Below are 21781 nucleotides of genomic sequence, written 5' to 3' on the forward strand. Positions count from 1 at the left end.
AATTTTAGTTTTTAAAATGCAACACCACTTTCACCGGAAAATGATCGGACGGGGTGCGTGCCACATATTTCCGAAGAGACACTTCCTGCGGGAAATTTCCTGATTTTTCCGATTTACTTTCTGCAATCTCTGTCCGGTAGGTATCGGTTAAAACACCGTAACGTTTGACCGAAAAAGCAGGACTGACAAACACATGGTCAATCCGGCTGTCTGTTTTCATATCGGGTTTAAAATCATTAAACGTGCCGTTTAACGCGTATCTTATTTCAGCAACTTCATAGGAGTCATTCAGCAAATCCGATTCTTCCAAAACAGCATAGTTGGCGCTGTGCTGATCAACATTGAAGTCGCCTGTTAAAATTACCGGTTTGTTATCGCACATTTCGGTTATTTTTTTCAAGACCAGTTTGGCGCTGTTTTTCCGGGCTTCCACTCCAATGTGGTCCATGTGCAAATTGAAAAGGAAAAACTCGAAACCGCTTTGGAGGTCTTTAAACCTGGCCCAGGTGCAAATCCGCGGTAAGGCGGCATCCCAGCCTTTGTTGGGCCGGTCGGTAATTTCCGACAACCAAAAATGACCCGATTCCAATGCGTCGAACTTGTCTTTTTGATAGAAAATCGGTGCATATTCTCCTTTTGTTTTTCCGTCGTCGCGGCCAACGCCGGTATAATCGTAGGCCGGAAGGCCGGCGAGCAGGTCCAGTAACTGGTCGTGCAGGACTTCCTGGGCCCCGAAAACCTCGAAATTGTTAAACCGGATTAAATCGCAAATGACCGGACAACGCTGTTTCCAGCCGTTTCCGTTCACCGAGTCGGAAGAATTGTGGTAACGAATATTAAAAGATGCCACCGTTAGCTCTCCGGCTTTTGTTAACTGGGTTCCGGCAAGAATAAACACCAGGAACACCCATAGAATCCGCTTCATATTATTTTATTTCTATTGAAAAAATCATTCAAATCACGACCTTGCTCAGGGACTATTTTTCTCCGGAAAATGAATACGGAAAATCTTTTTTGTCCACTCCCCTGTTTTTATTCGGAACCAAACTCATGTTGAAATTGATCTCTGCCCCTTTCATCAAGTCTTCGTGAGTCAGGTAATTTTTCGTGTATTTTTTTCCGTTCAGTTTCATGTCTGAAATGTAACGGTTTTCCTTTGAATTGTTATCCGCTTTGATGATGATCTTTTTCCCGTTTTCCAGTTCAACAGTTACCGATTTGAAAAGAGGAGACCCTAAAATATACTCGTTGCTTCCCGGACATACCGGGTAAAAACCCAGGGCCGAGAAAACATACCAGGCCGAAGTTTGCCCGTTATCTTCATCGCCGCAATAACCGTCGGGGGTTGCCGCGTACAGTTTGTGCATGATTTCGCGCGCCCAATATTGCGATTTCCAGGGCTCGCCGGCATAGTTATACAGGTAAACCATGTGCTGAATTGGCTGATTCCCGTGCGCGTACTGGCCCATATCCATCACCTGCATCTCGCGCATTTCGTGAATCATCGAACGGCTTTTCATCCCTTTCGATCCGGGAATGATAAACACCGAATCGAGCATGTTTACAAATTCTTTTTTCCCGCCCATCAGGTCGATCAGTCCCTGCGGATCATGAAATACCGACCAGGAGTAGTGCCAGCTGTTTCCTTCGGTGAAATCGCGGCTCCAGTCGGTGGGTTCAAAAGAATCGGAGAAAGAACCGTCGGTAGCCCTGCCGGCCATCAATTTTCGCTTTGGATTGTATAAATTTTTGTAATTCATGGCTCGATGCGCATAAATTTCAATCTCGCTCTTCGGTTTGTTCAGCGCTTTCCCCAGGCGATAGATCGTCCAGTCGTCGTAGGCGTATTCCAGTGTCCGTGCAACATTCTGGCTGATTTTTATATCGTTGGGGATATAACCGTATTGGTTGTATGGCTCGTAGCCCGTTCTTCCCGAAGCAGCAACCGTTGGATGCACCTGGTTGGCTCCGTGTTTCAAGGCTTCCCACAAGGTTTCGATGTCGTATCCGCGCAAACCTTTCAGGTAAGCATCGGCTACCACCGAAGCCGAGTTGTTTCCTACCATGATGTTGCGGTGCCCCGGACTGGCCCATTCCGGGAGGAACCCGCTTTCTTTGTAAGCATTAACCAGGCCCTCCTGCATTTTTTGGTTTTCTGAAGGATAGATAAAATTGAGGAAAGGAAACAAGCAGCGGAAGGTGTCCCAAAATCCGGTATCGGTAAAGAGGTAGCCCGGCAGGATCTTACCATTGTACGGACTGTAGTGAATGATATTTCCCCCGGCATCGATCTCCGAAAGGTTCCGCGGAAATAAAACGGTACGATACAAGTTGGAATAGAAAGTCCGCAGGTTGTCGATGTTATCGTCTTCTACGTTGATCTTTCCCAATACTTCGTTCCAACGCGCTTTTCCTTTTTCGGCAATTTCGTCAAACCCGGCGCTACCCAACTCCTTTAAATTCAGCATGGCCTGCTCTTCGCTGATAAACGACGAAGCGACCCGCGCATGTACCTGTTCGTTGCGGGTAGTTGAAAAGCCAATGATTGCGCCGGCGTGGTTGCCTTTAAATTCGCTTTCGTCACGGGAAATTTCACCGTCTTTAACGGCTGCGAAGTAGGTAAATGGCTTGTCGAACAGGATGACAAAGTAGTTCTTGAAATTATCGGGCACCCCGCCGCTGTTTCGGGTGGTGTAACCTACAATTTTATTTTCTTCGGGGATGATCCGGATGTACGATCCACGGTCGAAAGCATCGGTGACAACGAACGAGTTTTTGCTTTCGGGGAAGGTAAAGCGAAAGATGGCCGCACGTTCGGTTGGCGTTATCTCGGTTGTTACATCAAAATCGGCTAGGTAAACGCTGTAATAATGCGGTTTGGCGGTTCCGGCTTTGTGCGAAAACCAGCTTGCCCGTTCGTCTTCGTGAAAGACGGGTTCGCCGGTAAGCGGCATGATCGAAAACTGACCATAATCGTTCATCCAGGGGCTGGGCTGGTGGGTTTGTTTAAATCCCCTGATTTTATCGGCGGTATAGGTGTACATCCAGCCGTCGCCCATTTTACCGGTTTGCGGCGACCAGAAGTTCATTCCCCAGGGTAATGCCGTTGCGGGATAGGTGTTTCCTGTTGAAAGTTCGTACTTCGAAAGCGTACCGACTAAGGTACTCACATAATCAACCGGACCGGAAGTTTGCGCGTTCACTGTCAAAACAACATTCAACAAAAACAACGCGCCTAAAAATCCTGTTTTTTTAATCATCTCTGTTTATTTTTATTACCAGTTTAAACTTTTTGGGCTTTTTACCACAAATTGCATGGTTCATGGGAGCCGTTTTCCATATACTTCAAATTCTCCGATCCGGGCGGTGCCATCTTGCCCCGCATCTAAAATATTCAAACGAACATACCTTGCTGTAGCCGGAACAATATCAATATCAGTAATATGGTCTTTATTATTTTTGATTTGACTGACTGTTTGCCAAGTTATTCCATCGGCGCTAAGTTCTATTCGAAATGACCGGGTATTCCATGTAGGGTTCATCCCGTCTGTTCCTGCGTGCCGGATGAGATACCTGTTGATCAGAAAGGTATCTTTAAAATCAAATTGGATCCACTTTTCTCCGTTTCCTGACGAAATCCATTTGTGTTCTCCGGAAGGAGTACCATCTGCAGCAAAAGATGCGTTTGTAGCTGTTTTGCTCGAAGTTACTGTCATTTCAGGCGAAAGCGTCAGGTTAAAATCATGTTGGTTGCTTTCGTTGTAGAGATTAAAAAAGTGATCACCCCTACAAATCACGATATTTCCCGGCGACAGTTTTTCCAGTTTTTCTTTTAATAAAACAATGTTTTCGGGCCCCATCTTCCACGATTCTCCTTGGGCTGCCAGAAACAGGGGTTTTGATCCGTCGAAAGCCTGTATCTTTTTTGCCCATCTGACATAAATATCGTCGATATGGCTCGCGTAGCACGGGTGGTTTGGTATAAAAGCCAGTTTATTTTGCTTGACAATCGTTTGGAGCGGCTCAGAACGCTCCCAATCTTCGAGTGTTACACCGTAAAGGTATCGACAATTTGCTGTGTATGTTTCCATTTGTTGTTCGTTGATCTCGTCCCAGATTGTGATGACCCTCAGCCCGCTTTTTTCGAGGTATTGTTGCGTGAACCGGGTGTAAGCTTCGATGTGTTCTGGCCTGGTCATATTCCATAGTTGATTATGCGCGTCATAAATGAGCGTATATCCAAGTCCGGATGGTCCCGATGCAAAGAAATCGTTTGGAGTGGCTGTGGCATAATAATAATTCAATATCCCCGGCCCCATGTCTGCCAGTCCCGGACTTACGGTCCAGTTAATTGGGACGGATCCGCGATTTTTGTTGTCCCACAATTCAGACATGGCATGTTGACAATATTGAACGTTGTCTCCATCGCTTAGGAAAATAGCCAGATAAATTTTATTTTCCAGTTTTGGTTTTTTAGGGACAACAGGGAGTTGAATCCGGTTTGACCCTCCCGCGTAAATGGTCGTATTTTCGTAAAAATCTGATGGAATGGTTGAGATACCAAAAGATGTCCCGATACCAATACCTGAACGTTCTTCGGCCCACCATCCTATTATAATACTTTCTCCGGCTTTCATATCTCCCAAGAAATTCCGAAGCACATCGGCTTCATCGTTTTTCCGGGGATCTAACCAAACAAAAGCAGATTTGGTTGCTACCCCAATGTCGCGGATATAGCCCGAATGCCGGGGATTTGAACTCACCAACAGCCTTTTTGTACATTGATGCCAATAATTGTCATAAAGATATTGATAAATTTCAGCAGGAGCAGTACTTGTCAGGCTGGTCAAATCGGCTAAAACAGGAAAGTTAAACCCTCTTGTTTTCAGGTTATTCCAATCAGAGGGAGTAACAGGAAGAGCGTTTTTTAATCCACCAAGCGTTGAGGCCAGATTTAGGTAATGGATGCTTTTCTCCCGATCGTACAGAACAATGCCTGAAACTTCATGTTGGTACTTCTGCAATAAACCCCATGCATCTGACCACTCGTTGATCGTTAAGTTCAGATTATTTGGCCATTTGTATTTTCCCTCTCTTTCTTCATCAAACAAAATTATACGAGGTTTATTTTTATTCACTAATCCTTGTAATGTAGAGAACATAGCCTTTTCGGAAGGGGATAGGGATGCTTTGTGCAGATCCAATCCATCGAGTGTATCAACGAGACTGGCAAACTGAGGCAGGGCTTGCCCGATTGGCCAAGAGATGCCCCTTTCAAATTTATGGGGCTCAGACAATTTAACTGGCTTGTTCTTAGCTTTCCCACTGATTGATGTGAAAGATATAGACATCGTTATCAGAGAGAACAAACAAAGTATCGTGCGGATATTTTTAGTTTTCATCAGAAAAAATCAATTGTTAGACAAAGAAAAAGGCAAATCTTTTGACTCGGTTCCGCGCGATTTATTTGGCTGATTCCCCATTTCCAGTTTCATAAGCCCGCCAGTCACAATCTCCTGATAACGAATAAAATTACGGTTGTGATTTTCGCCATTCAGTTTGGACGATTGGATATACACATTTTCCCTGTTATTGTTGTTTGCTTCGATGGTAAATTGTTTTCCGTCTTCGAGGGTGATTGTTGCTTTTTGAAAGACAGGGCTTCCTAAAACATATTCATCGGTTCCCGGGCAAACGCTGTAAAAGCCCAACGCGCTTAACACATACCACGACGAAGTTTGCCCCTGGTCTTCATCGCCAGGATAACCGTTTTCGGTGGCATTGTATAACTTATCCATTACGGTGCGTGCCCATCTTTGAGCTTTCCAAGGGACACCGGCGTAATTATACAGGTAAATCATGTGTTGAATGGGTTGATTGCCATGAGCATATTGGCCCATGTTGGCCATTTCCATTTCAGTCATTTCGTGAATTTTTCGTCCGTAGGTACCAACAAGCACGGTATTCGGAATAGAAAATACTGAATCCATTTTTGCTACGAACTTTTCCTTTCCGCCCAACAGATCGATCAAACCCTGCGGATCGTGAAAAACCGACCAGAGATAATGCCAGGCATTGCCTTCGGTGTACGGTCCCCCCCATTCGTATGCGTTGAAATCGGCTTTCCATGCGCCCTGCTCATCACGCCCGCGCATGAAACCAACGGATGGATCGAACAAATTGCGGTAATTGTACATCTGTCGGGAAAAGACCCGTGCATAAAAATCGTTTCCGCTCATTTTTGCCAACTGGTAGCCGCAGAAATCATCATAGGCATATTCAAGAGTTTTTGCGGTAGCTTCGCGGTATTTCGGATAAGGAACATAGCCCAGAGTATAATATTCTTTCCAGCCGTCCCTCCCGTTTGCAGGTCCCCAGGGACCTTTGTTGGTTGCTTCGTGATAATAGGCATCCAGCGCCCGTTTCGGGTCAAAAGTCCGTAATCCTTTTGCCCAGGCATCAGCCAACAGCGAAATCGCGTGGTTCCCGATCATACTTCCGGCTTCACCTGGGAATGACCACGAAGGCAACCATCCGCATTGGTCGTACGAATCCAGCAACCCGGCCACATAACGGCCGTGCATCGTTGGATGCAGCAGTGCATTCAAGGGAAATTGTGCCCGGAACGTATCCCAAAAACCGGTGTCCGTATATAAATATCCCGAATGGATTTTGCCATCGTAAGGGCTGAAATAATAAGGCTCCCCGTTTTCATCCAGTTCGTAAAACTTGCGTGAAAACAAGCTTGCCCGAAAATAACAGGAATAAAATGTGGCCATTTCTTCCTCTGTTCCCCCTTCGACTAAAATACGATTGAGATGATGGTTCCAAATTTCCCAGGCGGCAGCTTTTGTGTCGTCAAACGATTTAAATGGTTCCAATTCGGTAGCCAGGTTTCGATCAGCCTGTTCGGGACTAATATATGAAGAGGCTACTTTTGCCTGAACATTTATGCCATCATCAAAACGTACCCAGGCACCGGCGCCACGCCCTTCTTTTTCAAGTTCACCCTTCCATTGCTTTTTTTCGCAGTTTTCCCATACACCGTAATCCCTGATGGGCCGGTCGAATTGAATGACAAAATAACTTTTAAAATTGTCGGTCAATCCGCGACCATTACGCACGTAACCAACAATCCGGTTTTCCTTTGGAAGAATTTTTACCTGACTAAAACCGGTGTAGCCGTCAAGCACCACATACGAAGCTTGTTTTTTTGGAAATTTAAACCGAAGATGCGCACCTCGTTCGGTTGGTGAAATCTCGGTGGTAATCCGGTTATCCAGCGTCACCTTGTAATAGTTGGGTTTAGCAATTTCATGATCGTGGCTAAATTTTGCTGCACGGGTAAATTGGTCTAAAGCCAGCTTACCCGTAACCGGCATTAGCGAAAATACGCAATAGTCGTTCGACCAGGAACTGCATTGGTGCGCTTGTTGGAAACCCCGGATAGAGTCCTTAAAAAACTGGTATTTCCAGCCATCGCCATTGACGCCAGTTTGCGGGGTCCATGTATGCATACCAAATGGTAAGGCGGTAGTTGGGTAGGTATTTCCCCGTGTCAGTTCAAAACGGGAATTCGTTCCTTGCAAGGTATTCACATGTTTGACCAGGTCAAGCGGCTTAGTGGCTTGCAAGTCATTTATACTGAAGATAATAAAGAGTAGTAAGAATAGGTTTTTCATATTTATGATGAATTAATGATTATACGACCAGATCTGCAATTATTACAACAACAACAACGATTTCACTCAAAACTGAACCGTGTACAGGAGTTCACCGTTTTCGCGGGAATGATTTCCCTGCGATGGTAAAAAACAGGTCACTGCAAATTTGTCCGGTTCAACTTCTGAGATACCCGGATTGGCAAAGGAGGTTGAACCCAAGGTTGTTTCGGGATGCAAGGTGTAGTAGAATACACCGTTCCCGAATAACAAACGCCAACTGCTCCAATCGCCTGAACGGATTTGCGCTTCTTGTAACACAAAGTCTCCGGAATGAGAAAATGCAGTCCTTCCGCCAATATTTCCCTGGTATCCCATTTCCTGAATGGTAAAATTTGCCGGTTCATCTTTCCAGGTTCGCCATTCATTAAAATTGCGCAAAATGCCAAAGGCTTGCTGGTCGCGGATTCCATTATCGTAATAATGGTAGCCAATCAGGATGTGTGAAGAGGATGGAACATTGCCCTCAATGATCCGGATATCCGGCGTCCCTTCGGCTAAATTTGACAAATTTTGTGGAAGGGACTTGTCGTGTGCCGGGTTATTGGCAACTAAACCGGCATACGATGAATAATACCGGATGCGGATGTTATTGGTTCCCTGTACCGGATCTTGCTCATTGGCAACCAGATAACCGTTGCCCCACTTTTTAATGTCTCCCTGGTGGGCACGGTCTCCCAGTTCAGTTAGATTTGTCCAGGTCTTCAGGTCGTTACTTCCGGCAAGGTATAATTTAAACTGGTCGGTATTTGCCATGGCATGATAGACGCCCAGATAAGTGTATGCATCATCGGCTTTTACAATCCGTAAAACATCCATCACGATATTCCTGTCGTCTTTTAAATTGAAGGACGGGCTGCCACTTCTAACGCCATTGAGTTTATCGATTTTCAGCCGGGTTGAACTGTTTTGATAAAACCATTGTTCATAAGCGTCAATAAGATTCCGGGCATTGTTTTTTGACTGAAACCGGGATGCCGGAAGGCCGGTAAGTGTTGCATTCAATTCAATAACCGAATTTCGTTTATCTTCCAGCGTCATCGTTAATAACTGTTCGGCAGTAAAAATCCGGGCATCAAGCAGGAATTTATGCATCATGGCTGCCCAGCACAGGTCTGAGTCGTTCATTTTCTGCAACGAAGCGAGCGACTGATTACATCTTTCACGAAGATTAGAGATTAACGAATTTCTCAGTTCAGCATGCGTCATCGACATGATCGACGGTATAGATGTCCATCCGGTGTACCATAAGGTTTTTGCCACCATATTCTCATTTTTAACGGTTAGCGTTTCCGGAAGCGGTTCGTTGTTTTCTTTTGAACAGCTTTGAATTAAAAATGAGGATACAATCAATATGCCAACGAGACATTTACTTTTCATCTGAAAAAAACGGTTAATAAGACGCAGATGTGTCTTTCTTTCTATGGGTTAATATCCTTCGGGGAAGTCTCTTTTCTCAAATATCATAATCACGTAAACAGTCCGTTTTAAAAGATGATCCGGAGCCAGCGGCTGGTACTCCGGATCATTAAGTTCTTCGTTCTTAAAAGGAACTTCAGTTCGCTTTGCATTCTTTCACGCCATGTATTAAATAAAGTGGTGTCAATACATGCAGTCTGGTAATAACTGGACTGCCTGAGCATGGAATCAGCGCTATCTGATACACGTTAGAATGACGTAGGATTCTTACCAGTAAAATTCGACGTTGATCCCTTCCGGATCATTTTCAAATTTCAACAAACCTGTTTTGCTGGCTTCATCCCATTCCCAAGCGGCCTCGGTTATTTGATTTCCTTCATGATCAGATACCTGATGCTTTATTGGCCCTTTAGGCAACAACACGCGCATCACATTCGATGTATTCAACGGACTTTTGGTGATAAATGAATAGCTGCCTTTTTTAACTTCTTCTTCGTAAACACGCGAGGCGGCAGCTAAAACCTGTGGTTTTTTCTGATTTTCCACGCGATCAACGTTTAGCAGAAACGCCTGCTCACCAGGATAAACTGTTTTTTCATGAAGAACTGGCAGTTCAGGATCGAACAGATCAATCAGTCTGCCTTTTTGCATATAGGGCTTGTCGCTGACGCTTTCGTCCAGTACTGAAATCAGGTCATAGGGCCCCCGTTCAAGGTAGAAATTGTTTTTAAAAACAAATTCTCCTGCTTTGGCTGTTTGTTCGTATAGCTGTTTTATAATAGCTACAAATTCAAGGTCTTGACCAGCTTCTATAATGAATTCCTTGGGGTCCTTCCGGATGATATACACCGTTCCGTCTCCGTATTGGTAAGTTCCATCCTGATCTGTTGCTTTGATATTTAACTTCTCAAACAAGTGTTCCGAAGCTGTTTGATAACGGTTATTCCCGGTATTCCACCACTCCTGAACCGATTGAAAAGGATCGATATCGCGACCGCAGTAGACCAGAATGCCGCCTTTTTTCACCCACTCGGCAATGTGGTTGTGTCCTTCCGGAGCTGATGGTTTCATGTTGGAATAAGACATGACCAGAATTTTAGTGTCTTTCCAGGTTTCCGGATAAGAAACGTTTTCAAAGTGCATAGTTTTTACAGGAATTCCTCTTTTTAGAAATGGTAAAGTCTGACCATAAAAGTTTGAGAAATTCGGGTCTTCATATCCGTGGTGCGTAGGCAAGCGCTGGAACATCAGCGAATTTGCCATCAATACGCTGATCCCGGCAGATCCGTTCAACTTATTGTCAGATAAAGGCATGTGGTTTAACGCATTAATCATGACTTGCATCTGGGTAGAATAAAAGCGGGGAATTTTTTCCTTCACATCGCTGTCAGCGCTGGTTTTGTAAAGTCCCTCATAAATTCGGTCGGGCCACGGCATCACCTCGTAATCGGCGATCTGCGGATACAAGAGTTTAGCGGTAAAGGTGGCCTGATAATTTTTCTTGTAGTCGACCCAGTCGCGCGGCCAGTCTTCAATCGGGTCGGTCAGGAAAAACATTTTACGGCCGGTCGGGGCAGTCATTGATTCCATGGAACCGTATTCCAGGTAAGCTGTTTCAAATACCCGTTCTTTTTGTTTACCATTAAAATAGTTGGGTGATCGGGAAGTGCCTGTCCATACCTGTGCGATATATCCATCAACGCAAGGGAGAGAAGCCAGGCTGGCTTCGGGACTAACAATCTGCCACTGCGAATAATTTACTAAAGAGTGGGTTGGAACATAACACCTGACATTCATTCCTTTACTTTTTCCGTATTCTTTCGCATAAGTAAAGCACTCGTCCAATGCCCGGTAATAAAGATGATATTTGAGTTTATTGGACAGGTAGGTGTTCTCGGGCGATTCGTGTTGCGGACGCCAGTCGAACCCGTAATAATCTTTCCATTCCCGTTTAAAGGCCTCACTGTATCCGGCACGGGCCCAAAATTCGGGCTCTTCGAGGTAGATGGCGTCAATACCGGCATCGATGACCCGTTTGATTTGCGTTTCCTTGATGTATTTAATGAAATTTCTGGTAGGGACAATGTAGGGCACCATGCGTCCGTGCCAAATCGTATCCCCACGCTGGGTCACCTGTCCCTCATCAAGGTGAGGTACTCCGTCCCATTTCCCCGTAAAATAATCCTGGTATTCGCCCCAGGCAATCCCGGTCATAAAATGGGTGATGTACCCTCTGTCACGCCAGGTTTGTACGCGTTCTTCAAAAGTCATGTGGTTACTGCGATGATGATCCCTGACGCTGTAAACAATGGCCACATCAGCTCTTACATCGGTGACTGGCTTCCATGGATTTGAAGTCTGAAACGCCGTTTTTTCCTTTGGTTGCGGATTCTCATTCAGTTTGCCCGTTGCACAAGCGGCAATAAACAAAGCTCCTATAGCAAAATATAAAACATCTTTTAATCTCACAGTTTATGTTTTTTGTTGATGAAAGGTCATCCCGCCAGAACAACAGGATGACCCTGTTCACTGGTTTTATTTAGTTGGTTGGTATATCCACTCTGAGTGCTTCATTGTAGTTATGACGTCTGATATTCTCAGTTGCATAGTTGATCCGGGCCGCAGCGCGGATAAATACGGTCCTGCCAGCAGGGATCGTTCCTTTGGTGGCGATGGTAATCGGTTGTCCGAGCAACGCATCAAAAGCATTACCGCTGTAATTAATTTCGGTGGTATACCGGTTATCCCATTCGCGGTAACCAACGAAAGGCACCTGGCTGACAAATAGTCGTACATCGGTCACATTCAGCATATTGTCGTTATAACCGCCCATCGGTTCAATTTTTGATCTGAAATCGGCAGGACTGACTGCTCTGGTTACTTTTACTGTAGCTGTGATTTGTCCGTTGTTGATCGTGGGTTGACCCACCCATTCTACTTTCAGGAACGGCTGAACTTTGAATTCAACCTCGGTAACGCCTTTTATATCAAGATATTTGCTTTCGTCGGCAATGGTATCGCCGGCGTTGTTTAATCTTACCAGGGGAATAAAAGCGCCGTCGATACGCACGTTATAATGACCTTTAAATATTTTCGTGTTCTGGAAGATGCCTTCTTTCATGCACCAGAAATCGAAATTATCAGGAGAAGCCGTTTCTTTCCAGCTAAGCTCACGTAACCGGATGCGGGTTCCCTCGCTTCCCTGATCTGTCAGAACAAGATCGCCGGTGGCAACATCCACCACTCTGCCCTTCAGTGTTTCTTCCGGTAAATCGTAGTTGTCAATCTCACAGGCGCTGAATGAAACGGCAGCTACGCAAATTAATGTATAATAGAATATTTTTCTCATTGGATTAAAATTTTATAGGTTAACGACCTGGTTGCTGATCAATCACCGGGCTTTTGGATACTTCACCACCCGGTATAGCAAAGTAATATTCCTGTTCGGAAAGGCGGAAACGGCGTCTGCCTTCATCCAGGCCGGCATCAAAGAAGTATTTACCGGTTGTGGATGAATAGAAGGGATACAAACCTTTGTAGTAGGCGCCATCTGCTTGTGTATATCCGTTCAGCATGTCGGAGTGCTGAGTTCTCCAGCGCCGGATGTCCCACAGGATTTTATGTTCGAAAGCGAGTTCTTTTCTCCGCTCTTTGCGAACGATCTGAAGGCCCTGTTCGCCGTTAATATCAGAAATACTTGTCAATGGATCAGCGCCTGCTCTTTCGCGAATCTCCCGGATAGCATCGTAAGCAATTTGCTGGAAGTTATCACCCGAAGGAGCCGGTTCTCCGGCAAGCATCAGCTCCGAAGCAGCTTCGGCCGCATTCAAGAGAATCTCGGCGTAACGCATTAAAATGAAATGTTGTTCTGAACGGGCTTCCAATACCAATGTTTGAGGCATGTTCGGATTCAACCACTTGCGAATGACAAATCCGGTCATCGCAGCCGTACCGTCTGATGTGAAAGGACCGCTTTTCCCGCCGGCATTCATTGTGGTTCCGTTAGGCAGAGTTACCGTTTCGTGCGTTGTTCCGTTTTGAGAAAGGAAAAGTGATTTCTGACCGGCAAATGCGCCTGTAGCTTTATAGGCGTCTACCTGGTTGTAGTTTGACGGGCCGGAAACGGCATAGTCGGGTGCACTCCCGTTAACAACGCGTAGCGGGCTGATCCCGTTTGACGCGTCACCGGTAAAGATTCCCCGGCGGATTTCAATCACTTCGCCTTTGAATACATCTCCAGGTAAGATTACATTAGCGCGAAGACGAGGTTCTGCATTGGCAAAGATACCAGTCACATTATCGAACATCAGGTACTTGCCATTGTCATCAAATACCTTAATCGTCCCGTCTGCATTTTTTGCGAAACCATCAAACAACTCAACAAAGTCGAGCGTCGGGCAGTTACCTGCAGAATAACCGTTACCACCCATCAACTGACGAGGAATGTTATACGCGTCGAAACCGTGAGCCAAATCCGGGTATTTGTATTCTTTAATGTAGATGTTCTCTGAGCTTGAGATATCGAAGAACATATCCACCATATTCTGATACTGGGATTCTTTGTCGTTGGCTGCCCATTTCTTTTTGTATAATGAATATTTTCCGGACTTCATTACTTCGCGGGCTGCATTGTAGGCTTCTTTAAAATATTTTTTCGAAGCGGCAGCAGCTGTATTCGGATCGAAACCAATCACACGCACGCCGGTTTTCTCGCCAAAACCTGTAATCCGGTTGTATTTGGCTACAGAGCCGGCATATAACATGGCTTCGGATTTGAATCCCTGAGCAACATATTTATTGGCATAACCGCGTTTCGGACTTGTCTCGGAGAGATTTGAGATGGCTAGATCAAAGTCAGCCAACACCTGGTTCCAGGTTTCTTCTTCCGTAGAACGGGGTATTTCGAGCTGATCAGCAGGAGTTTCAGGATATTTCAGAACAGATGTAACCAGCGACGTGCCTCCGTACCTTTTTGCCATGGCGTAGAAAACCATGGCCCGTGCAAAATAAGCTTCGCCGATAAAGTGATTGTAATCAACGTCGCTGAAATTTGCTTTATATTGGGGTAAGGTTTCAAGCAAGCGGTTTGCATCGCGAAGTAAGTTAAACGCACGTCCCCAATACGCGCCATTACGGGCCCAGCCTTCTGAAGTCATAGCCGTTCCGGCATCACGGCCAATAGAAGATCCCTCGTTGGTGCCCGGAGTAACCAACCAGTCATCAAAAAACTGACGAGCCGGAGAATATTTAAAGTCTTCGAAAGGCATCTGGCTGTATATACGTGACAGATACACGGTCATCCCAGCTGCATCAGCAAATAGATCTTTGTCTTGCACGACGTTCATCGGTGGTATATCCAAATAATCGTTACAAGAAATTACGACACCACTAAACGCCATTATAGCGATTAAAAAATATTTCAGTTTCATAGTTTGCATACCTTATTAGAATTTAACATTTAGTCCGACGGAAACAGTCTTGTTTAATGGGTACAAATAACCGTATGTGTCATTGGGGTGCTCAGGGTCAACGTATTTGACCCTGGTGATCGTGAGCAGGTTGTAAGTGTTTACATAAAAACGCAGGTTTTTGATTCCGCTTTTCATAATCCACCGGGAGGGGAGGGTATAACCAAGCTCAACACTCTTCAGTCGTAAATAGGCGCCATTTTCAACGTTGAAAGTCGAATTTACATCGGGCAAACTTCCGGTGTAAGCATAATGGCCAGGGATCCATTGTGTTGCCGGATCGTAAGGATCTGCCTTAGGATCGGCAGGGTGCCATCTGTCCATAAACTGTTCCATGGCTCCGGAGTTTCCGCTGCCCCACATCGGTTCCCGAAGCTGCTCGCCATAAACCAATGAACTCATGGCTGATCCCTGCAGCAGGAAGTTCAGGTCAAAGCCTTTATACGATGCATCGAATATCATGCTGAAGTTCATCCAGGGATACTGGTTATATCGAATTGGGTGAACGTCGTTACCGTTGATTTCGCCATCGCCATTCCAGTCTTCATACCTGTAGTCACCCGGAAGAGTTCCACGACCAATGTAAGTCGGGTTTGACCAGATTTCTTCCCATGACTGGTATTGTCCGTCACCCTGAAGCCCTGAATGAACGCCTTGTAAACGGTCATTTTGGTTGTTTTTCCAGTTGTTCCACGAACTGCCGATGGCTCCGCGTTCGACATACAAACGTTTAACACGGGCTAAAGACACCATGCCTTTCATGTTGTAGCGGAAATCCTTGATCCGGTTTCGGTGCGAAAGTTCCAGTTCAAAACCATAGGTACGGTCGCCGTTCAGGTTTTCCTGAGGCAGACCTGCGCCTACTACAGTAGGGATACCTCCGCTCCGTGTAGCCAAAAGGCCCTCGCGCTTTCTGCTGAAATAATCAAACGAGACTCCCAAAAGGCCGTCCCATCCTTCAAAATCGGTACCCACGTCAAATGTTTTTGCCGTGTACCAGGTAATAAAAGGATTGGGAATTCCTTTGTTATCAGCGCTTGCATTGAAACTTCCGTTGAATACATAACCACCGGTGAAGTTTCTCCTGTCGGTAGATGACGGGTAGTTATAACCCGAAATAAACTGATAACTTGAAGCGCCGTCATCCCCGGTTTTACCGTAAGAAGAACGGACTTTCAACTGACTGATAAATGATAACCCTGAAGCATTTTTGAAGAAGCCTTCTTCTGAGATCCTCCAGCCAACAGAAGCTGCCGGGAAGAATCCCCACTGAGAACCTTCGGCAAATTTAGATGATCCGTCGTAGCGGAACAGAACTTCAGCCAGGTATTTGTCGCTGAATGAATAGTTGAGCCGACCGGCCAATGCCAGGTTAGCGTTTTCATAAAGGGCATCAGCGCCTGAGTTCATTGTGGCCAACTGCCCTTCAGCCACACCTGCAAAAATGTACGGTAAAGGCAAAACCAGATCTCTTTGAGCAAAAAAGTTATCACTGGTTCTTTTTTGCGCCTCCCAAATTAAAACACTACCAACCTTATGCCGGTTAAATGTTGCGTCGTAGTTTAATGAGGCTTGTGTCAGAATTTGTGTTTTGAAATAGGATTCTCTTCTGATCCTGTTTGGTGATTGGCGGGTAAATTTGGTGTAGGTGTCAGATGCTTCATCGTACCGGTATTGAATATACTCTTTTTGGAAAAGGTTGGAGCTTGATACGAAATAATCGTAACTGAACAAACCTTTTATATAAAGACCTTTTATGCCGGGGATATCATATTTCAGACTGGCTGCCGATTGGATCCACTTTTTATTGTATTCTTTATACCCGACGATATCTTTATCCATGAACGAAATCGGGTTATCGCCTTCGATGAGGCCATGATACGGTTTGGTAGGATCGTTGTTTGCATAAGCAGGGATGTGAGCGCCCTGTCTCCAGAAACCCCTGATGATCCACCACGAATCCTGATAAGGGCGATCTTGTTCGTCCATCACCAGGTTCAAATTCAAATCGAAAGTGAGGCGATCGGTAATTTTTGTCGTGATGTTTGAACGTACGTTGTATTTCGTGTAGTTCAAATCGCTTGATTTGAAAAAACCTTCCTGATACTGATATCCGAGGCCAACATAATAGGTCGTTTTATCATTACCACCCGTGGCGTTCAAATTGTGCATGGTTTGAGGGGCATAATCGGCAAAAACCAACGGATACCAATCGACACTTTGCTTTACTCCGGTTCTGTAATCTTCGAATTGCTGATCATTGAAGATCGGTGAACCACCGTTTATGTTATGCATAGCCTGCTCGTTTCGAAGAGTCATATACTCGATCGCATCAACCGTTGCCGGTAATCCCGAAGGAATCTGCCAGGTAAAAGACCCGGAATAGTTCAGTTCCACTTGATTGTTGGTTCCCTTCTTTGTAGTTACCAAAACAACACCGTTAGCAGCGCGAACACCGTAGATCGCGGCCGAAGCATCTTTCAGTACCGACATGTTATCGATGTCGTTCGGGTCGAGACGCTGAAAATCATCATTTGTCCGGGGAATCCCGTCGATGATAATAAGGGGAGACCCCATCGCCCGGATGTCGAAATTATTGTTGAATGAGCCTGGTTCGGCCGTTTTTTGTGTTACGCGAACCCCTGAGATTTTTCCGGTAAGCATGTTCTGGGCGTTTTCATTTTTCGTGGTAACAATATCTTCACCTTTAACAGCCGAAACCGCGCCGGTTAATGTTGCTTTCTTTTGAACGCCATATCCTACTGCCACAACTTCTTCAATGCCAATGGTTTCTTCCAGCATAACCACATTAAGCCTGGTTTCTCCGGCTAATTTGATTTCCTGGGTTTTCATCCCGATAAAAGTAAAAACCAAGGTGGCTCCGTTCGGAACATTGGTTAGCGAATAACTTCCGTCGGCGCTGGTAATTGTTCCCTGGCCGGTTCCTTTAATTACGATTGTTACTCCGGGGAGTTGAAATCCTTGACTGTCAGTAATCTTTCCTGAAATTATTCTTTCCTGCTGCGTGTTGACTTTATTGACATCCGCTGTTTTGCTGGTCAATAAAATCTGTCTGTTATTAATTGAGAATGAAACATCTGTATCCATAAATACTTTCTGAAGAATTTCATAAACACTTTCATTTTCAACCTTAACATCAATTTTCCGGTCAACATTGATTATGTTCCGGTTATAGAGAAAAAAGAATTCCGTACTGTTTTCAATCTTATCGATAACCTCTTCTACTCGGGCATTTTTCATATCCAAAGTTAACTTGGTTTGTTGAGAGAAGGAGTTCACCGCAAAAGCTTGTGATAAAGAAATGAGAACGATAAAGATGGTAAAGCGCATCATTTTGATCATTTTTAACAGGCCAATGTCATGCATTAACCTTCGGTTCTGCTTTTTTTTCATAAATTTGTTCTTAGTGGATTTACAACTTCTTAAGTTAATTCTACTTCATTGACAGGGTGGTAGGCCAATACCTCCCTGTTTTTTTACAGTTTTTTCATAGATTGATTTTATAAATTAGTGAATATTAATTCTTTAGCCACATTTCAATTTTTCGTTCTGTAAAGCTGTTATCGGCATTCTTCTTTCTCTCATGAATCCTGTAATTTATTGGAGCAACAGTTGATAACATCTTGCATATTTCTTCCAGGTTTTCATCCAGAAATGTTGCTCTGAATAACGATGATTGAAGCGAATCGCCATGTAAGATTATCTCAGTGTGATACCTGCGTTCCAGTCTCCGGGCTATTTCGGACATGGGCTCGTTCTTAAAGATCATCAAGCCATCTTTCCAACTGGTGTATGACTTCGCGTCAATACTGGTCTTAACCATTTCCTTTGTTGATTTGTTGAAAATCAAATGTTCATCAGGTGTCAGTTCGCTTATAAACCCGTCGTGTTTACCGGATACCTGAACTTTGCCTCTTTCCAGAATAACTTCGGCGAACTTTTCATTCTCATAGGCAACAACATTGAACTGCGTTCCTAGCACGTTGATATCAAAATACGGTGTAATTACTTGAAAAACATTTGATTTTTGGTGAACAACATCAAACCAGGCTTCGCCCGTTACTTCAACATGGCGGTTGTTCGTAAAATTGACAGGATACTTGACTGAAGATCCACTGTTCAGCCATCCAATTGTTCCATCAGGTAATTGAAATTTCGTTCTTGTTCCGATAGGGCAATGAATTTCTGCCCAGGAGTCTTTCCTGTCCATTTTCTCAAATGAAAGATAGGCCAGGAGAGCTATTGTAATAAGCGCCGGAATAATCAAAACAACGGCAACTTTAGAGAATACACGGTAATAACGCTGAAAAACGGAATTCGAAACTGATTGGCCTTGGTTTATCCGGAGGTGGAGTTTATCGAGCATCCGGGTCAACTGTTCCTGATTATGATTTGTGTCCTTCGTTTCGTTCCATTCGTCCTTCATGTACGCCTGTAACTCATCGCTGTATTCTTCTTTACTAAAATAGGAAGACACCGATAAATAGTCATTGAATGAAAATTTACCGGATATAAATCGGTTTAATTTTTTCTTGTTCGTATCCATCTTACTGTCTAATGTCTTTTCAACGGCATTTTCCACTATTCAAAATCAAAAAAAAGTGAAAAAAAGTGCAATGAAAAAGTGATGTCGCTGACTGGATGATCATTACAGTCGGCGGGAGGATATAAAAAAAAAGTAAAAGAGCAGACCTGCCAGTTTTTCATTTTGAAGTTCGCGAAGGATTTGTTTTTGTGCTGCAGCAAGTTGGTTTTCAACAGTATTGGGCGAAATTCCGAGTAATGATGCGATTTGCTTGATCGGCAATCCTTCGTATTTTCTTTTCAAAAAGATTTCTTTTCGTCTCTCCGGCAAATTATCGATAATGGTTTCAACTTTTTCGAGCAAAAATTTGTAGTCGATCGTTTGATCCAGGTTATTCTCCTGCTTCAGGAAAGCATACAGGAGATCATCCTTAAATGCATTGTCCTTCGATTTCCGGATAAAATGCTTCCTGATCATATTATACGCAATGGTGAAAATATAAGAATTGAATGAGCTGTCCGGTTTTAATCCTTCTTTATGCTCCCAGATATACATAAATACCTCCTGGACAACTTCTTCAGACTCTTCGACCGACTTTAAATATTTGATAGAAAAGAGATACAGTCGCCGGGCATATTTGTTAAACAAGGCATCGAATGCTACAGAGTCACCTTTCTTAAGTTGTTTTACATTCAGGGAGTCAATATGTTTGGATGTAGAAGTCAAAGTTTAGAAGCATTAATAACCGTCATAAAATTAATAAAAACAGAATATGAATGGAAGGTGTCACCTGAAATCTAATAGCTTCAGTCCCTTGCTCGTTCTGCACCATTTCTCCGCGATCAACCGGTGCGAAATGGCAGCATGGTGCCGGCATGTTCGCAAACGATATTTTTCATAGCTTTGTCGAACACAGATGAAGCAATGGTTCCCGATACGTCACCATCCATTAGGCAAAAAGCGTTTGATACGGTTTATAACAGCCACTTCAATGCTTTTTATAAGATTGCGCGTCACTTTCTGCATCACGACGAGGATGCAAAAGGGGTGGTGCAGGATGCTTTTATTAAACTTTGGGAACAAAAGGTCGATCTGCATTTGGAAGCCGAAGTAAAAAATTACCTGTTCATTGTTGTACGCAATCAATGTTTGAATTTACTGCGAGAAAGGAAGAAAAAGTACCTGGGTGAAGCGGATGCAGATAACTTGCTGGCAGCAATCAATTTCCGCTTACTTACCGAAACCGGCGAAGATGTGTTGTTGTTCCGCGAGCTGTCTGAGAAAATACAGGCTTCCGTGGCGAAGCTCAGCCCGCAATGCCGCGAGGTCTTTCGAATGAGCCGTTTCGATGATTTGCCGAATAAAGAAATTGCCCAAAAACTCGATATTTCGGTGAAGGCCGTTGAGGCAAATATCACCCGGGCCCTGAAAAGTTTGAGGGAAGAACTTTCCCCCTATCTCCACGGGGAAGATGTTCCAGGCAGTTACCTGCAGATTCGTTCCGTTTTAATTTCTTTTCTGTAATTCCGTTTTTTTTCAGTTTCCATATAGGGTTAGCTTTGCCTTTTGTGTTTTTATAGCATAAACAACGACAAAGTGGACCATACGGATAAAATAATTAGCCGCTTTTTTCAGAAAGACGCCGGTTCTGATGAGTTGCAGGAACTGAACAAATGGATGGACGACACATCCAATAAGCAACAATTAAAAGATTACCTGAAAATTTGGTTATGGTCTGGTCAGGTAACACACGAGGAACCAGCCGTTAAACTAACAGACACCTGGGCGCGGATCAGGGAACGGCAGTTTGCAGTAAAGTCAAAAAAACGAAGTCTGCAAACCTTTCTGCGTTATGCGGCTGTGGTATTCGTTTTGCTGAATGCCGGCTGGTGGGGCGCCCGTTTTTATTATCAGGAACCGGGTGATTCCGACGGGCAGATCGTCACTGTTTCAGCCAACCGTTTAAACAATTCGGTAATTACGCTGCCTGACCAGACCCTCGTGTACCTCCGGCCCGGGACAAGTTTGCAGTATGACTCGCGTTTTAACAAAAAATACCGGCAGGTGTCGCTGGATGGCGAAGCTTTTTTTGAGGTAACCCGCGACGAGACCAACCCCTTCACCGTGCATACCGGACAGGCCGACATCAATGTACTGGGAACCAGCTTTAATGTATTTGCCGAAAAGGGTTCCGACATCTTTCAGGCCACCTTGGTGGAAGGAAAAATTGAGTTAAAAACCAAGGTTGGCGAAAAATTTTTGCTTGAACCAAACCAACTGTTTGAAATGAATACTGCAAACAACGAAGTCCGGATTAAGCAGGTGAATACCGACTTGTACACAGCCTGGAAAGACGGGAAGATTATTTTCAGGGATGCCACCCTGGGGGAAATTACCCGGAATCTGGAAGCAATTTATCACGTGAAATTTATTTACAGGAATAAAAATCTGGCCGGAGATTACCGGTTTTCCGGAACTTTTCATTACGAAACGTCTATTGGAGATGTGATCACCATGTTGAAAATATCCATTCCGATGAAGGTGCAACGCGAAGAACGGTTCCCCGAGCCCGACTTAATTTACCTGGAATAAAAAAGACGGGCAATACTACCAATATTGCCCGTAAA

The 21781-nt window shown here is 44.5% G+C and carries 13 protein-coding genes; 2 read left to right on the plus strand and 11 right to left on the minus strand.

The window, feature by feature from the left end; genetic code table 11:
* Window positions 1-4: 4 nt before the first annotated feature.
* The 11 genes from AC6H3C_RS02710 to AC6H3C_RS02760 all read right to left on the minus strand — a co-directional run bounded on the left by AC6H3C_RS02710 (window position 5) and on the right by AC6H3C_RS02760 (window position 19880).
* Window positions 5-925: an endonuclease/exonuclease/phosphatase family protein gene (locus AC6H3C_RS02710; RefSeq protein WP_497519081.1), complete on the minus strand. Its 921-nt coding sequence runs from the start codon at window positions 923-925 to the stop codon at window positions 5-7.
* A gap of 52 nt (window positions 926-977) precedes the next feature.
* Window positions 978-3260, minus strand: a complete 2283-nt coding sequence (locus AC6H3C_RS02715) for a GH92 family glycosyl hydrolase (protein WP_497519083.1) — start codon at window positions 3258-3260, stop codon at window positions 978-980.
* Window positions 3261-3320: 60 nt separating this feature from the next.
* Window positions 3321-5402, minus strand: coding sequence for a discoidin domain-containing protein (locus AC6H3C_RS02720; RefSeq protein ID WP_497519084.1), 2082 nt, complete (start codon window positions 5400-5402; stop codon window positions 3321-3323).
* A gap of 9 nt (window positions 5403-5411) precedes the next feature.
* The gene (locus AC6H3C_RS02725; protein ID WP_497519086.1) at window positions 5412-7682 is read right to left on the minus strand and encodes a GH92 family glycosyl hydrolase; all 2271 of its coding nucleotides are present in this window, start codon (window positions 7680-7682) and stop codon (window positions 5412-5414) included.
* Between the two features lie 66 nt (window positions 7683-7748).
* Complete coding sequence (locus AC6H3C_RS02730) at window positions 7749-9101, minus strand: hypothetical protein (protein WP_497519088.1); 1353 nt, start codon at window positions 9099-9101, stop codon at window positions 7749-7751.
* 306 nt (window positions 9102-9407) lie between these two features.
* The gene (locus AC6H3C_RS02735) at window positions 9408-11609 is read right to left on the minus strand and encodes a hypothetical protein (RefSeq protein ID WP_497519089.1); all 2202 of its coding nucleotides are present in this window, start codon (window positions 11607-11609) and stop codon (window positions 9408-9410) included.
* Between the two features lie 70 nt (window positions 11610-11679).
* Window positions 11680-12489: a hypothetical protein gene (locus AC6H3C_RS02740; protein WP_497519090.1), complete on the minus strand. Its 810-nt coding sequence runs from the start codon at window positions 12487-12489 to the stop codon at window positions 11680-11682.
* 19 nt (window positions 12490-12508) lie between these two features.
* On the minus strand, window positions 12509-14485 hold the full coding sequence (locus AC6H3C_RS02745; RefSeq protein ID WP_497519091.1) for a RagB/SusD family nutrient uptake outer membrane protein: 1977 nt from the start codon (window positions 14483-14485) through the stop codon (window positions 12509-12511).
* A 99-nt stretch (window positions 14486-14584) separates the two neighbouring features.
* Complete coding sequence (locus AC6H3C_RS02750) at window positions 14585-18022, minus strand: SusC/RagA family TonB-linked outer membrane protein (protein ID WP_497519092.1); 3438 nt, start codon at window positions 18020-18022, stop codon at window positions 14585-14587.
* A 124-nt stretch (window positions 18023-18146) separates the two neighbouring features.
* A complete protein-coding gene (locus AC6H3C_RS02755) occupies window positions 18147-19175 on the minus strand; it encodes a FecR family protein (RefSeq protein ID WP_497519093.1) in 1029 nt (342 codons plus the stop codon).
* 102 nt (window positions 19176-19277) lie between these two features.
* On the minus strand, window positions 19278-19880 hold the full coding sequence (locus AC6H3C_RS02760; protein ID WP_497519095.1) for an RNA polymerase sigma factor: 603 nt from the start codon (window positions 19878-19880) through the stop codon (window positions 19278-19280).
* Window positions 19881-20057: 177 nt separating this feature from the next.
* On the opposite strand from AC6H3C_RS02760, the gene AC6H3C_RS02765 reads away from it, so the two are divergent.
* Both AC6H3C_RS02765 and AC6H3C_RS02770 read left to right on the plus strand, forming a co-directional pair.
* On the plus strand, window positions 20058-20678 hold the full coding sequence (locus AC6H3C_RS02765) for an RNA polymerase sigma-70 factor (RefSeq protein WP_497519097.1): 621 nt from the start codon (window positions 20058-20060) through the stop codon (window positions 20676-20678).
* Window positions 20679-20750: 72 nt separating this feature from the next.
* Window positions 20751-21746, plus strand: coding sequence for a FecR family protein (locus AC6H3C_RS02770; RefSeq protein WP_497519099.1), 996 nt, complete (start codon window positions 20751-20753; stop codon window positions 21744-21746).
* Window positions 21747-21781: the final 35 nt, after the last annotated feature.

It is taken from the genome of Gaoshiqia sp. US2 (assembly GCF_059705485.1).

Coding starts and splice junctions, on each gene's coding strand:
- AC6H3C_RS02745 (WP_497519091.1), bottom strand. CDS start 14,485: ATGAACGTCGTGCAAGACAAAGATCTATTTGCTGATGCAGCTGGGATG.
- AC6H3C_RS02720 (WP_497519084.1), bottom strand. CDS start 5,402: ATGAAAACTAAAAATATCCGCACGATACTTTGTTTGTTCTCTCTGATA.
- AC6H3C_RS02715 (WP_497519083.1), bottom strand. CDS start 3,260: ATGATTAAAAAAACAGGATTTTTAGGCGCGTTGTTTTTGTTGAATGTT.
- AC6H3C_RS02725 (WP_497519086.1), bottom strand. CDS start 7,682: ATGAAAAACCTATTCTTACTACTCTTTATTATCTTCAGTATAAATGAC.
- AC6H3C_RS02730 (WP_497519088.1), bottom strand. CDS start 9,101: ATGAAAAGTAAATGTCTCGTTGGCATATTGATTGTATCCTCATTTTTA.
- AC6H3C_RS02755 (WP_497519093.1), bottom strand. CDS start 19,175: ATGGATACGAACAAGAAAAAATTAAACCGATTTATATCCGGTAAATTT.
- AC6H3C_RS02710 (WP_497519081.1), bottom strand. CDS start 925: ATGAAGCGGATTCTATGGGTGTTCCTGGTGTTTATTCTTGCCGGAACC.
- AC6H3C_RS02740 (WP_497519090.1), bottom strand. CDS start 12,489: ATGAGAAAAATATTCTATTATACATTAATTTGCGTAGCTGCCGTTTCA.
- AC6H3C_RS02750 (WP_497519092.1), bottom strand. CDS start 18,022: ATGAAAAAAAAGCAGAACCGAAGGTTAATGCATGACATTGGCCTGTTA.